Genomic DNA, 13618 nt, shown 5'->3' with positions numbered 1-13618 from the left:
TTTCATCACAGTGAGCAGGAGACGCAGCCCTGCACCTCGGTGCCTTGAAGCGCCATCTGGCGCAGACGAATGTAATAGAGCGTTTTGATGCCTTTCTTCCACGCGTAAATCTGCGCTTTGTTGATATCGCGCGTGGTGACGTCGTCGCGGAAGAACAGCGTCAGCGACAAGCCTTGATCGACGTGCTGCGTGGCTTCGGCGTAGGTATCAATAATCGCTTCCGGCCCAATCGAGTACGCATCCTGATAAAGGTCGAGATTGTCGTTGGTCATAAACGGAGCCGGATAATAGACGCGGCCAGTTTTGCCCTCTTTACGGATCTCAATGCGCGACACAATCGGGTGAATGCTGGAGGTCGCATGGTTGATGTACGAGATCGAACCGGTTGGCGGAATCGCCTGCAGGTTCTGGTTGTACAGTCCATTTTGCATCACCGCTGCACGCAACGCTTGCCAGTCGGCCTGCGTTGGCAGAGCAAGTCCGGCATCAGCGAACAGTTTTGCCACACGCGCGGTGCGCGGTTGCCACGCTTGTTGTGTGTACTTATCGAAATATTGACCGCTGGCGTATTTCGACTCTGCGAAACCGTCGAAACTTTTCTGATGCTCCTGCGCCAGCAGATTCGAGGTGCGCACGGCGTGATAGGTGACGCAATAGAAGTAAAGATTGGTGAAATCCAGCGCTTCTTCTGAACCGTACGCCATGCCTTCGCGCGCCAGATAACCGTGCAGGTTCATCTGACCCAAACCAATCGCGTGCGAGCGGCGATTGCCTTCCGCCACCGACGGCACCGAATTGATCTCACTCATCTCGGAAACGGCGGTCAGCGCACGCACGGCGGTTTCCACGGTTTGCGCCAGATTGCGCGAATCCATCGCATGGGCAATGTTGAGCGAACCGAGGTTGCAGGAGATATCTTTGCCGACGCGACGGTAGCTGAGATCGTCATAGAATTCGCTGGCGCTATTAACCTGCAAAATCTCGGAACAGAGATTACTCATGTTGATGCGGCCGGCAATCGGGTTGCTGCGGTTCACGCTGTCTTCGAACATGATGTACGGATAGCCCGACTCAAACTGAATCTCTGCCAGCGTCTGGAAGAAATCGCGCGGCTTGATGTAGGTTTTGGTGATGCGATCATCCGCCAGCATCTCGTCGTAATGTTCGCTGATGCTGATATCACCAAAGGCTTTGCCGTAGATGCGCTCAACATCATACGGCGAGAACAGCGCCATATCGCGATTCTCTTTCGCCAGCTGGAAGGTGATATCCGGGATCACCACACCAAGCGACAGCGTTTTAATGCGGATCTTCTCGTCGGCATTTTCGCGTTTGGTATCCAGGAAACGGAAAATATCCGGGTGATGCGCATTCAGCCATACCGCGCCTGCGCCCTGACGCGCACCCAACTGGTTGGCATACGAAAACGCATCTTCCAGCATCTTCATCACCGGAATCACGCCCGATGACTGGTTCTCAATGCGCTTAATCGGCGCACCTGATTCACGCAGGTTGGAGAGCAGGAACGCTACGCCGCCGCCGCGTTTCGACAGCTGCAACGCCGAGTTCACCGCTCGACCAATCGATTCCATATTGTCTTCGATGCGCAGCAGGAAACAGGAGACCAGCTCGCCGCGCTGCTGCTTACCGCAGTTAAGGAAGGTTGGCGTAGCCGGCTGGAAGCGACCGCTCAGCATTTCTGCCAGCAGCTCGCGCGCTAAGGTTTCATTGCCGCGTGCCAGCGTCAGCGCCACCATGCAGGCGCGTTGTTCGAAGGTTTCCAGATAGCGTTTGCCGTCGAAGGTTTTCAGCGTGTAGCTGGTGTAGAACTTCCACGCACCGAGGAAGGTGTGGAAAGCGAAACCCGCCGCATCGGCTTCATCGTGCAGCTGGCACAGGAAAGCGAAATCGTACTGATTCAGCACTTCGGCTTCGTAGTAGCCTTCGGCCACCAGATAGCGCAGGCGTTCGCCCGCAGAGGCAAACTGCACGGTATTGGGTTGCACATGCTGCAGGAAGAACTGGTGCGTCGCTTCGTGATCTTTGCTGAACTGGATGCGGCCATCGGCGTCATACAGGTTCAGCATCGCGTTAAGCGCGTGGTAATCCGTTAGCGAGCTGTTTAGGGTGTCTGTCGTTGCCAAAATTGGGTCACTCCCGCTTTTACATTAGCGATATCGTCGGGGGTTCCCATCAGCTCAAAGCGGTAGAGATAGGGAACCTGACATTTCTGCGCAATGATGTCGCCCGCCAGGCAATAACCTTCACCGAAGTTGCGGTTACCGGCAGCAATCACCCCGCGAATCCCGCGTCGGTTGGCATCATCATTGAGGAATTGAATCACTTGTCTCGGTACGGCTCCGCGCGAACTGCCGCCGCCGTAGCTCGGCACCACTAAAATGTAGGGCTGTTCGATATGCAGGCGCTGCGTGCCGTCAACCGGAATACGGCGGGCAGGCAGCCCAAGACGCGTGATGAATCGGTGCGTGTTTTCCGACTGGCTAGAGAAATAGACCAGTGGAAACATGGCTTATCCCCCGACGGCCGCGAGCTGGCGCAGGCTGGCAATTTTGTCGGGACGGAAGCCACTCCAGTGATCGTCTTGCGTCATCACCACCGGCACCTGGCGATAGCCGAGAGATTTGAGGTTGTCGATGGCTTCTGGTTGGGTATCAAGGTTGATCAGCTGATAGTCGATACCTTTGCGGTCCATGGCATTTTTTGTCGCATTGCACTGGACACAGTTGTCTTTGGTGTAAATAATAATGCGCATGATTCGTATTTCCCTTTGATTGCGGTCAGATTGCGAGATACGAAGCAAATTCCTGTTTGCATCGAACTTCGTCCTTGACGACATTTGGTAGCTGGTTGATGGGTTGAATACTAGATGTAGTGATTAAAAGGGTCAAGCCCACCAGATATAGGGTTTTGTTATTTTGATCTTCGGATAATCGCTAAGCCCAGAGATCATGCGCCTTCCAGGCCGGAAAAATTTTTTGTAAAGGGAATGAGGTGGGAAGGGTGGTTGGATTTTGTGCGATCTGGACCTCATCCCAGCCTTCTCCCACTTGCGGGTGAGGGAAAGCGCGCACTATCTCGCGCCCACAAAAAAGCCCCGCATCAGCGAGGCTTATTGAGTCTGCTTTCAGGCTTATCGGCGTGAAGACACCAGCAGCGCGCCTAGCACTAAACCGATTGCCGCACCCACGCCGACGCCGTGCCACGGCTTGTCGTGTACATACGCATCAACCTGAGTACCGGCGTCACGCGCCGCTTGCGATACGCGACTCTGTCCGCCGCTCAGTTTGGCACGCGTCTGCTTCAGCAGCGCCTGCGCCTGGCTGCGTGCACTATCAACCTCATCTTTAGCTTCACTGCCATAAGATTTAAGTAACGCCTCTAGCGAATCGGCCAGTTCGTTTACATCCTGATTAATATCAATGTCATCGTTTTTTGCGCTTCGATTAAACATTTTTTAGCTCCCTTTGATTTAAAACGTAATACTCAGTGTAGACGAAGCGTGATTAAACGCAGGGATGTGCCAGGCTTTAGGGAAAATTCCGAATGCCCATGCCATCCTGCTGCTGTAAGGTTGCGGGGCTGTGAGAAGAGAGGAGCAAGCATGTATTTACGACCAGATGAGGTAGCGCGCGTACTTGAGAAAGTGGGCTTCGAAATGGATACCCAAACGCCAAAAATTTACGGTTATCGTCGCGGAGATAACTATGTGTACGTCAATCGCGAAGCGCGTATGGGACGGACCGCCTTAATCATTCACCCGACGCTGAAAGAGAAAAGCCAGAGCTTTGCTGAACCGGCCTCAGAGATGAAAACCTGCGATCACTACACGCAATTCCCACTCTATTTAATGGGCGATTCGCAGGAGCATTACGGTATTCCGCACGGCTTCAGCTCGCGCGTTGCGCTTGAGCGTTATCTGCAAGGCGTATTCGGCGCCTGATCTTGCGCCCCGTCAACGCGGGGCCGCAAATCCTCACTTAATCCTTACCTTCTGCCCCGTTGCAAATCCGCACGCTGACGCGTATAACCCTGTGTCCATATAGATGTTCAGACGTCCATACGGATAAATATGATGCAAACTCAGGATACGCCTCCGCAGGAAAATTTTAAGCGCACCATGAAAGTACGGCATCTGGTGATGCTGTCGCTTGGCGGTGTGATCGGAACCGGACTGTTCTTCAATACCGGCTACATCATCTCCACCACCGGCGCAGCCGGTACGTTGCTGGCCTATCTGATTGGTGCGCTGGTGGTGTGGCTGGTGATGGTATGTCTCGGCGAATTGGCCGTGGCGATGCCGGAAACCGGCGCGTTCCACGTCTATGCCGCACGCTATCTCAGCCCGGCCACCGGCTATACCGTCGCCTGGCTTTACTGGCTCACCTGGACGGTGGCGCTGGGGTCGAGCCTTACCGCCGCCGGATTCTGCATGCAGTATTGGTTCCCGAGCGTGCCGGTATGGATGTGGTGTCTGGTGTTCTGCATCGCTATCTATCTGCTGAATATCGTCTCAACGCGCTTCTTTGCCGAAGGTGAATTCTGGTTCTCCATCATCAAAGTGATCACCATCATCGCCTTTATCATTCTCGGCGCAGGCGCGATCTTTGGTTTTATCCCGATGAAAGATGGCAGCGCCGCGCCGGGATTGCACAATCTCACCGCTTCCGGCTGGCTACCACACGGCACGCTGCCGATTCTGATGACCATGGTGGCGGTCAACTTCGCTTTCTCGGGCACGGAATTGATTGGTATCGCCGCCGGTGAAACCGAGCAGCCGCAAAAAGCGCTGCCACTGGCGATCCGCACCACCGTTGCACGGTTGATCATCTTCTTTATCGGTACGGTATTCGTGCTGGCGGCGCTGATCCCGATGGATCAAGCCGGGATCGTCAAAAGCCCGTTTGTGCTGGTGTTTGAAAAGATCGGCATCCCGTATGCGGCGGATATCTTCAACTTCGTGATCCTTACCGCCATCCTCTCCGCCGCCAACTCCGGCCTGTACGCTTCTGGCCGCATGTTGTGGTCGCTGGCCAATGAGAAGACGCTGCCGCGCTGTTTTGCGCGCGTCAATCGCCGCGGCATTCCGGTGCTGGCGCTGACCGTTAGCATGATCGGCGGCCTGCTGGCACTGTTCTCCAGCGTGATTGCGCCGGACACGGTGTTTGTGGCGCTGTCGGCGATTTCCGGTTTTGCTGTGGTGGCGGTGTGGCTCAGCATCTGCGCCTCGCACTATGTGTTCCGCCGCCGCCATCTGCAGGCGGGCGGCAGCTTGCAACAGCTGGCGTATCGCGCGCCGCTCTATCCGATGACACCGATTCTGGGTTTCCTGCTTTGCCTGCTGGCGTGCGTCGGATTGGCGTTCGATCCGTCGCAGCGCATTGCGTTGTGGTGCGGCATTCCGTTTGTGCTGTTCTGCTATGCCGCATACCATGTCACGCAACGACGCAAGTCATCCCTTAAGGCTGAGGAGGCCAACGATGTCGCGTAATCTCATCGCGCAGGCACTAACCCAAACTGACACGCTGATTCTCGATGGTGCGCTGGCGACCGAGCTGGAAGCGCGCGGCTGCAATCTGGCCGATGCGCTGTGGTCGGCCAAAGTGCTGATGGAAAATCCTGAGCTGATTTATCAGGTGCATCACGATTACTTTGCCGCTGGCGCGCATGTGGCGATCACCGCCAGCTATCAGGCCACGCCGCAGGGTTTTGCTGCGCGCGGATTAGATGAAGCGCAGGCGCTGGCACTGATCACCCAGAGCGTACAGCTGGCACAGCGCGCGCGAGACGACTATCGCGCATCCTCGGGCAGCACCGCGCCATTGCTGGTGGCCGGATCCGTCGGGCCATATGGCGCGTTTTTGGCCAATGGCGCGGAGTATCGTGGTGATTACGCGCTGCCGGAAGAGGAGATGAAAGCGTTCCACCGTCCGCGCGTGAAGGCGTTGCTAGAAGCGGGCGTCGATCTGCTGGCCTGCGAAACGCTGCCGTCCTTCGCTGAAGCGCAGGCGCTGGTGAGTTTACTGGCCGAATTCCCTGCCAGCAGCGCATGGTTCTCCTTTACCCTGCGCGATGCCGAACACATCAGCGACGGTACGCCGCTGAGCAAAGTGGCGGAGCTGGTAAATGCGGCACCGCAAGTGGTGGCGATTGGCATCAACTGCGTGGCGCTGGAGAGCGTGACGCCCGCTCTGCGCAGCTTACAGGCGCTGTGTGACAAACCGCTGCTGGTCTATCCGAACTCCGGCGAGCAGTACGACGCCAGCAGCAAAACCTGGCACTCGGCGCCATCGGGTTGCACGCTACACGACAAGTTCGCCGAATGGCAGCAGGCGGGCGCACGTCTGATTGGCGGCTGCTGCCGCACCACGCCGCAGGATATCGCGGCGATTGCTGCTTGTTGTCAACCGCAATAAAGCGCAGAAAATCATCAGTGATAGCGCGATTAAGCATAGAAGGGCAGTTTACACTGTCCTATCTGATGCTAAAGCGGACCTGCTATGAACCTGCGACCTCTTTTTCCTGCCTGTGCGCTGCTGCTGAGCGGCTGCGCCACTATTGTCGGCACTGAAACGCAACCGGTAAAAATCGACTCCTTGCCGCAGGGCGCGCGTTTCACCGTGCAGGATGAGACCGGCCGCGCGGTGGCACAGGGTTATACGCCGCAAACCGTTGAGCTGGCGAAATCGACCGGGAATTATTTTGGTAAGAAGCACTATCAGGTGATGCTGGAGAGTCCGGGCTACGTGCCGCTAACCTTGCCGATCGAGGCCAATGCTAATCTGTGGTATTTGCTGGGCAATATTCCGCTGTTGGGCTTCCCCGGCTGGCTGCTGGTCGATCCCTTCTATGGCGGCATGTACGATCTCAAACCTGAACATCCGCAGCCGAAGCTGAACGTCGTCGGCGCGCGCGGTTAATCATGGCTGTTACTCTGCGCTATGCGCTGAAGATGCCACCCAACACCAACGTCTGTTATTAGCGCATTTAGGCGCACCAGGTCGCCATGAATGGCGACCCTACGGGGTTTAGCGATTGTGAGTCAGGAAAATGCACTGTTGCTGCAGCGCGGGTGTTGAGGCGACATCCTAACCCGCTGAACGAGTGAGGGATTCCAGGGCGAGCCGCATGGATGCGGCGAGAGGTGGCGCTGAGCAGGAGCGAATCGACACCGGTCCGTCAGGAATCGTGAATGAGTGAAGGTACCGCGCAGCGGCGGATTGGGCTGGCGCAAGGCCCGGGAGTGCAGAGGGCGCGGCCAGGCGTCCTCTGCTCGGTCGCCGCACCAAAGTGCTGTAACTGCCTCAGCTCAAGGCGAACGAAAGTCGCTTAGCGCTCAACCGAGCGGCATTACGCCATTCATGGCGACCCAACGATTACTGCGCGGTGGGCTTGACCATCGCATTGGCGCTTTTATGCTGCGCCAGATGCTGCTGCTGGAAAATGCACATGCGGATGGTGTTGCGGTATTCGCCGTTGATGAAAAATTCGTGCTTCAGTACGCCTTCCACCTCAAAACCCAGCTTGGTGTAGATATGCACCGCCTTCTTGTTCTCTTCATCAACAATCAGATAGAGTTTGTAGAGATTCAGCACCGAAAAGCCGTAATCCATCGCTAACTTTGCCGCTTTCGTGGCTAAGCCTTTGCCCTGATGTGAAGGATCGATAATGATCTGAAACTCAGCGCGGCGATGTACGTGATTAATCTCGACCAACTCCACCAAACCGGCTTTGTGCCCATCATGCTCCACCACAAAGCGACGCTCAGTTTGGTCGTGGATGTGTTTGTCATACAGGTCAGAAAGCTCGACGAAGGCTTCGTACGGCTCCTCAAACCAATAACGCATCACGCTGGCGTTGTTATCTAATTGATGCACAAAGCGTAAATCTTCCCGCTCCAGCGGACGTAACTTAACCGTCATACGGTATTCCTTGTTGTTGAATGTTGTTCCACGATGCGGCCCTGCGCCATGCGCGCCGCGCGATCGCACATGTGATCGATCACATCCGGATCGTGGCTGACCAGCACCATGGTTAATCCATCTTTCTGCTTCAGATCGTTGAGCAGGTTGAGGATCTCGGCCTGCACCGACATGTCCAGCGCCGAGGTCGGCTCATCCAGCAGCAGGATCTTCGGTTCCAGCAGCAAGGCGCGCACAATCGCCACGCGCTGACGCTGACCGCCCGAAAGCTGATGCGGATAGCGATCCGCCAGCGCCGGATCCAGCCCGACATGGCGGAACCCGGCATTAATGCGGTCATCGATATTATCACGCTTGAGCATTTTCAGCGGTTCCGCCAGCGTGCGACGCAGGCGATGGCGCGGATGCAGTGAAGCGTAGGGATCCTGGAACACCATCTGCACATCGCGACGCAGTTGGCCGGTAAAGGCTTTGCCGGGCTGCACGGCGGTGCCCGCTAGCGACATGCTGCCGCTCCAGTGCGGATTCAATCCCGCCAGCACCCACAGCAGCGACGACTTGCCGCAGCCGGACGGGCCAACCAGACCAAAACACTCACCGGCCGCGACCTGCAGCGACACATCGTGCACCACGGTGCGTAACTCGTAACCTTGCTTGTGCGAAACACTGAGGTTCGATAACTCAATCATAATTCTTCTCCAGCGCTGCACGATCCAGCACCGGCAAGCGCTCGCCGTGCGTGGCTTTACTCGGACGACAAGCCCACAACGTGCTGGTGTAAGGATGGCTGGCGTTGGAGAGCTCGGACGCCGGCAAGGTATCCAGCACGCGGCCCTGATACATCACCATCACGCGCTCGCAGTGTTCGGAAACCTGCTGCAGATCGTGGCTGATCAGCAGCAAACCCATATTGCGCTGCTCAACCAGACGACGAATCAGCGCCAGCACCTGATCGCGCATTGCGTGATCGAGCGCTGATGTCGGTTCATCGGCAATCAGCAATTCAGGATCGGTGATCAGGGCGATCGCCAGCATCACGCGTTGTCCCATGCCGCCAGAGAGTTGATGCGGATAGCGCTTCATCAGCTGACGCGGATCGGGCAAGCCAACCGCATCCAGCATCTCGCACACTTTCTCTTTGCGCTCGGCGCGGCTCAGTTTGTGGTGCAGCACCAGCGGTTCTTCCACCTGCCAGCCAATAGTGCGCGTGGGATTGAGTGCATATTTCGGATCCTGCATTACCATCGCCACTTTGCTACCGCGCAGCTGGATCCAGTCGCGTTCGCGCAGGCTCAGCGCATCGGTGCCAACAATCTGCAAACGCTCGGCCTGCAAGTGTAGTGAAGGCGACAGCAAGCCCATCAGCGTGCGCGCGGTGAGTGATTTACCGGAACCGGATTCACCCACCAGAGCCACGCGCTCGCGGCCAATTTGAAAGCCGATGTTATCGACCAGCAGCGCATCATCGCTGCGAATCGTCAGGCCTTGTACATCAATTAACAGATTATTTGGCATGACGAGTATCCAGTCGGTCACGCAGGCCATCGCCTGTCAGGTTAAACGCCAGGCTGGCGAACAGAATCGCACCGCCGGGTGCGGCGGCAACCCACCATTGGTCGAAGATCACTTTACTGCCTTCTGCCACCATCGAACCCCATTCAGCGGTAGGCGGTTGCACGCCCATGCCGAGGAAGCCGAGGCCAGCGGCTGAAAGAATGATTCCGCCGAGGCTCAGCGCGGCGCGTACCACCGCCGTTGGCATACACAGCGGCAGAATATGACCAAACATCAGGCGCAATCCGGTGATGCCCTGCATGCGCGCGGCGGCGAGGTAATCACTGCGGCGCAGCGCCAGCGTTTCCGCCCGCGCCTGACGGGCAAACGGCGGCCAGCTGGTAAGCGCCAGCGCCAATGCGCCATTCATCAAGCCGGGGCCGAGCATGGCGACCAGCGCCAGCGCAATCACCAGATTCGGCAGCGAAAGAAAGATATCGGTAATGCGCATCAACACGCGCTCGGTCCAGCCGCCAACGTAACCGGCGGTGATGCCGACCAGCAGGCCAACCGGAATGGTCAGCACCAGAATCAGTGACACCAGCAGCAGCGTTGGGCGCGCACCATAAATCACGCGTGAAAGCAGATCGCGGCCAAAGCCATCGGTGCCGAACCAGTGCAGCGCCGACGGCGCTTGTAAACGCTGGGAGATGATCTGCGCATTGGGATCAAAGGGCGCCAGCAACGGCGCGAACAGCGCCATCGCCACCACAATCAGCACCAGCGTCAGGCCGATGGTGAGTGAGGTCACGCGCGCGCGTCGGCGGCGCGGACGCAGCGTTTCCAGTTCAGAGAGTTGTTGAGTCATCGGGTTCTCGGATCGGTTAACCAGGTCAGGGCATCGGCCAGCGCGTTGAGCAGAATAAAGCAGCTGCCAATCAGCAAGGTCGAGCCGAGAATCGCCGGTACATCAGAGGAAAACAGCGCGTTGGTCATGTAGCGACCGACGCCCGGCCAGGCAAATACCGTTTCGGTCAATACCGAACCTTCCAGCAGCGTGGCGTAGGAGAGGGCGATAACGGTAATCAGCGTGCCCAGCACGTTGGGGAAAATATGCCGCAGCAAAATGCGGCCACGGCTGGCACCTTTGGCGCGCGCCAGCACCACATACTCTTTACTGCTCTCTTCCAGCAGCGCCGCGCGCAGCAGGCGCGTAATGCCCGCCATCGCCAGCAGGCCGAGAATCACTACCGGCAGCCACAAATGGGCAATCGCATTGCGGAACATCTCGGGATCGCCGGACATCCAGCTATCAATCAGCACAAAGCCGGTTTTCGGCTCCAGCGTGTAGATCCAGATGTCATCGAGCTGGCCCGGTCCGGCAGACCAGTGCAGCACGGCGTAAAACAGCAGCAAACCCAGCAGGCCGAGCCAGAACACCGGCACCGAGTAGCCAAGCAGCGACACAAAGCGCGCCACGTTATCGATAATGCTGCCCGGTTTCCACGCCGCCAGCAGCGCCAGGGCAATGCCGAACACTGCAGCAAAAATCATCGCGCAGGTCGCCAGCTCAATGGTGGCGGGGAAGGTGCGCATCAGGTCGGCGCTGACCGGTTGATTGGTCAGGTGCGATAAGCCGAGATCGCCGCGCGCCAGATGGCTGATATAGCGCCAGAACTGCACCAGCACCGGCTGATCGAGGCCGAGATCGTGGCGCACCTGCGCGTAGGTGGCTTCACTGGCGTGATCGCCGGCGATCTGTTGCACCGGATCGACAGGCGACAGGTGCGACAGCATAAAAGTGAACGCTAACAAACCGACCAACGTCACCAGCAGCGAAAGCAGGCTGGTGACGATGTGGCTAAAACGTTGCCAGAGTGGCCGGGCGAACCCGGCCTGTGAAGCTGACACTGCCATTACTTAGAAACCTGCGAGTAATAGACCATGTCCGGGTTGATGCCCTGCACATAGCCTTGCAGATTGTCGCGCAGCGCAATCAGGTTTTTCGCCTGCAAACCAATCACGTACGGCGAGTTCTTCAGCACTTCACGCTGCATCGCCTGATAAAGTTCGACGCGCTTGTTGTTATCGCTCTCGGCGGTGGCGGCCAGCGTTTGCTTGTTCAGCTCTGGGATATGCCAGTCAGAACGGTAAGCCACGGTTTTGCTGCCATCTTCCGGGTTGTAAGCGAAGGACGCGGCGTTGGTATTAGGATCGAAATAGTCTGCGCCCCAGGCGTTGAGGGTGGCTTCGTATTTGTGCGCCTTCACGCGGGTAGAGACTTCAGAGCTCAGGCCAGGCTGCACTTCAACCTTCACGCCGCCTTTAGCAAAGCTGCCCTGCAGTGCCTGCGCGATGTCGAGGTAAGGTGGCTGATTGCTGGTGGAGAGCTTGAAGCTGACGTTGGTCAGACCGGCTTTCTTCAGAATCGCTTTGGCTTTCTCAGGATCGTAAGTGTAAGGGGTGTCGTTGATTGCGCCGAGGAAACCTTTCGGCAGGAAGGTCTGATGCACGTCGAACTGGCCTTTCAGCAGGTCGTTTGCGATACCTTTATAGTCGAACAGGTAACGAGCCGCTTCCCACAGCGCCGGGTTCTTCAGCACCGGATTTTCACCAATGTTGAACTGGATGTAATAGAGCGACGCCATCGGAATCGCTTCGGTCTTCACGCCCGCTTTGCCTTTCAGCGAGGCAATCTGATCCGCGCCGAGGTTACGCGCGATATCCACATCGCCCTGTTCCAGCAGCAGACGACGCGCAGCCGGTTCCGGAACGTTTTTGATCAGGATGTTTTTCAGCTTCGGTGCGCCCGCCGGAGAGGTTGGGTTGGCGCTCAGCAGAATCGCTTCATGCAGCACCACTTTACGAATCTGATACGGGCCGCTACCGGCAGAGTGGGTGCCGAGCCACGCGTGGCCGAAGTCACCGTTCTTCGCGTTGGCCTGCGCGGTTTTCTCATCAACAATCGAAGAGACTGGCGCGGAGAGCAGGCTGAGTACATACGCCGGGCTGACGTTGGCGCTCCAGCTGATCTGTACGTGGTTGTCATCAACCTTCTTCAGGAAGGTATCAACGTTATCTTTATTCCAGCCGAGCTGGGTAAGAATAAAGGAGGGATCGAGGTTGAGTTTCACCACGCGACCCAGCGAGAAGATCACATCTTCCGGACGCAACGGATTGCCGCTGGCGAACTGAGCGCCTTTGCGCAGTTCAAACGTCAGGCTGCGATTATCGCTGCCCGCTTGCCAGGAGGTAGCCAGCGTGGGCTTCAAGTCGGTTGGATTGGTCGGATCGGACTGAACCAGGCGCTGATAAATGTTAGTGAATGCTTGCACTGTTGTGAGCTCAAAGCCCTGCGCGGGATCGAAGCTATCGGCATCGTCGGTGGACTGGGCAATAACCAGCGTATCTTTCGGCGTCGCTGCCTGAACAGAGAAGGCGGCTACCAGCGATAACGCCAGCAGTGATGGAATAATTTTTTTCATGTTGTTTCCTTGCCTAAAAAAAGTAACGCGAGTTTACGAGAGCGCAGCAGTGAAGAATAGTCAATTTCAGGCTATGCATATGCATTAATGATCTAAGTCGGGTGGTTCAGTTATAAGGATTAAAGCTGTGTGGCCTTCGTAGGGTCGCCATTCATGGCGACCAATAATTCTTATATCAACTCAACTGCAACGAAATATAAATGATCTGTGATTAACCAATAATTAACTTTACTTCTTTCCTTCCGGGAATATAATGGCCGCAATTTCAAAGCAGGAGAGTTCAGTTGGACAGTCACCCTTTTAGTTGGCATCACAAGGCAAGCTGACGCGCGAACTTTTTTGTCGCTGCTTGCCACCATGGCGGGCAGCAATCCTCCCTTTTCTGATGATTGTTCCCTTAAAACGACACTGTAACGGGCCAAAGCCCGTGGGAATATCATCATGCACATGATTTTTAACACACTTTTCCCTCCGCCTCGATACGCGCGCTGAACCCCAGCGTGCTGATTTGCGCTGCGCATTAGACAGCTTTTCGCTGTTCGATTGCGTGGTGTTTACCTTCGTCTTTATTTATTACTCGTTATTTTTCGAGCGACTCTTTTCGTCTTTAATTTCCGGGAGGTGATATGGAAATTCCCGACAGGTTATTTTTAATTTAAAAAACGCATTGCCGTTAATTTAATTTGTGTGCCACGCACG

The 13618-nt window shown here is 56.5% G+C and carries 14 protein-coding genes; 4 read left to right on the top strand and 10 right to left on the bottom strand.

Annotated elements, in window-relative coordinates; all coding sequences use genetic code 11:
• Window positions 1-5 precede the first annotated feature (5 nt).
• From nrdE to VIJ98_RS14935, 4 genes are all read right to left on the bottom strand, one after another.
• Window positions 6-2144 (bottom strand): class 1b ribonucleoside-diphosphate reductase subunit alpha, encoded by a 2139-nt coding sequence (gene nrdE / locus VIJ98_RS14950; RefSeq protein WP_154155571.1) that lies wholly within the window; start codon window positions 2142-2144, stop codon window positions 6-8.
• Window positions 2123-2527 carry a class Ib ribonucleoside-diphosphate reductase assembly flavoprotein NrdI gene (nrdI, locus tag VIJ98_RS14945; RefSeq protein ID WP_007886412.1) on the bottom strand — a complete coding sequence of 135 codons (405 nt, stop codon included), beginning with the start codon at window positions 2525-2527 and terminating at the stop codon, window positions 2123-2125. The genes nrdE and nrdI overlap by 22 nt, the downstream gene beginning before the upstream one ends.
• Window positions 2528-2530: 3 nt before the next feature.
• Window positions 2531-2773 (bottom strand): glutaredoxin-like protein NrdH, encoded by a 243-nt coding sequence (gene nrdH, locus VIJ98_RS14940; RefSeq protein WP_008101624.1) that lies wholly within the window; start codon window positions 2771-2773, stop codon window positions 2531-2533.
• A gap of 378 nt (window positions 2774-3151) precedes the next feature.
• Window positions 3152-3472, bottom strand: coding sequence for a DUF883 family protein (locus VIJ98_RS14935; protein ID WP_064739626.1), 321 nt, complete (start codon window positions 3470-3472; stop codon window positions 3152-3154).
• 150 nt (window positions 3473-3622) lie between these two features.
• Between VIJ98_RS14935 and VIJ98_RS14930 the strand changes: the two genes are divergently transcribed.
• The 4 genes from VIJ98_RS14930 to VIJ98_RS14915 all read left to right on the top strand — a co-directional run bounded on the left by VIJ98_RS14930 (window position 3623) and on the right by VIJ98_RS14915 (window position 6938).
• Entirely contained in the window at window positions 3623-3961 is a 339-nt protein-coding gene (locus VIJ98_RS14930) for a DUF2002 family protein (protein ID WP_154155573.1), read from the top strand.
• 132 nt (window positions 3962-4093) lie between these two features.
• Entirely contained in the window at window positions 4094-5509 is a 1416-nt protein-coding gene (mmuP, locus tag VIJ98_RS14925; RefSeq protein ID WP_323275849.1) for an S-methylmethionine permease, read from the top strand.
• The gene (mmuM, locus tag VIJ98_RS14920) at window positions 5499-6434 is read left to right on the top strand and encodes a homocysteine S-methyltransferase (protein WP_154155577.1); all 936 of its coding nucleotides are present in this window, start codon (window positions 5499-5501) and stop codon (window positions 6432-6434) included. The genes mmuP and mmuM overlap by 11 nt, the downstream gene beginning before the upstream one ends.
• Before the next feature lie 84 nt (window positions 6435-6518).
• Entirely contained in the window at window positions 6519-6938 is a 420-nt protein-coding gene (locus VIJ98_RS14915; RefSeq protein ID WP_008101619.1) for a hypothetical protein, read from the top strand.
• Window positions 6939-7394: 456 nt separating this feature from the next.
• On the opposite strand, the gene speG is transcribed toward VIJ98_RS14915, so the two are convergent.
• From speG to VIJ98_RS14885, 6 genes are read right to left on the bottom strand one after another with little or no spacing between them, the layout of a single operon-like run.
• Window positions 7395-7940 carry a spermidine N1-acetyltransferase gene (gene speG / locus VIJ98_RS14910; RefSeq protein WP_008101618.1) on the bottom strand — a complete coding sequence of 182 codons (546 nt, stop codon included), beginning with the start codon at window positions 7938-7940 and terminating at the stop codon, window positions 7395-7397.
• Window positions 7937-8629 (bottom strand): ABC transporter ATP-binding protein, encoded by a 693-nt coding sequence (locus VIJ98_RS14905; RefSeq protein ID WP_061718040.1) that lies wholly within the window; start codon window positions 8627-8629, stop codon window positions 7937-7939. Before VIJ98_RS14905 ends, speG begins: the two co-directional genes overlap by 4 nt.
• A complete protein-coding gene (locus VIJ98_RS14900; protein WP_154155579.1) occupies window positions 8622-9455 on the bottom strand; it encodes an ABC transporter ATP-binding protein in 834 nt (277 codons plus the stop codon). The genes VIJ98_RS14905 and VIJ98_RS14900 overlap by 8 nt, the downstream gene beginning before the upstream one ends.
• Window positions 9445-10302 carry an ABC transporter permease gene (locus tag VIJ98_RS14895; RefSeq protein WP_008101592.1) on the bottom strand — a complete coding sequence of 286 codons (858 nt, stop codon included), beginning with the start codon at window positions 10300-10302 and terminating at the stop codon, window positions 9445-9447. Before VIJ98_RS14895 ends, VIJ98_RS14900 begins: the two co-directional genes overlap by 11 nt.
• On the bottom strand, window positions 10299-11351 hold the full coding sequence (locus VIJ98_RS14890; protein ID WP_008101590.1) for an ABC transporter permease: 1053 nt from the start codon (window positions 11349-11351) through the stop codon (window positions 10299-10301). Before VIJ98_RS14890 ends, VIJ98_RS14895 begins: the two co-directional genes overlap by 4 nt.
• The gene (locus tag VIJ98_RS14885; protein WP_008101588.1) at window positions 11351-12919 is read right to left on the bottom strand and encodes an ABC transporter substrate-binding protein; all 1569 of its coding nucleotides are present in this window, start codon (window positions 12917-12919) and stop codon (window positions 11351-11353) included. Before VIJ98_RS14885 ends, VIJ98_RS14890 begins: the two co-directional genes overlap by 1 nt.
• Between the last annotated feature and the right edge of the window lie 699 nt (window positions 12920-13618).

The organism is Pantoea sp. S18 (assembly GCF_045689705.1).
GTDB lineage: Bacteria > Pseudomonadota > Gammaproteobacteria > Enterobacterales > Enterobacteriaceae > Pantoea > Pantoea symbiotica.
The sequence above is the reverse complement of the archived record's forward strand: the minus strand, read 5'-3'. Positions and strand labels throughout refer to the sequence as shown.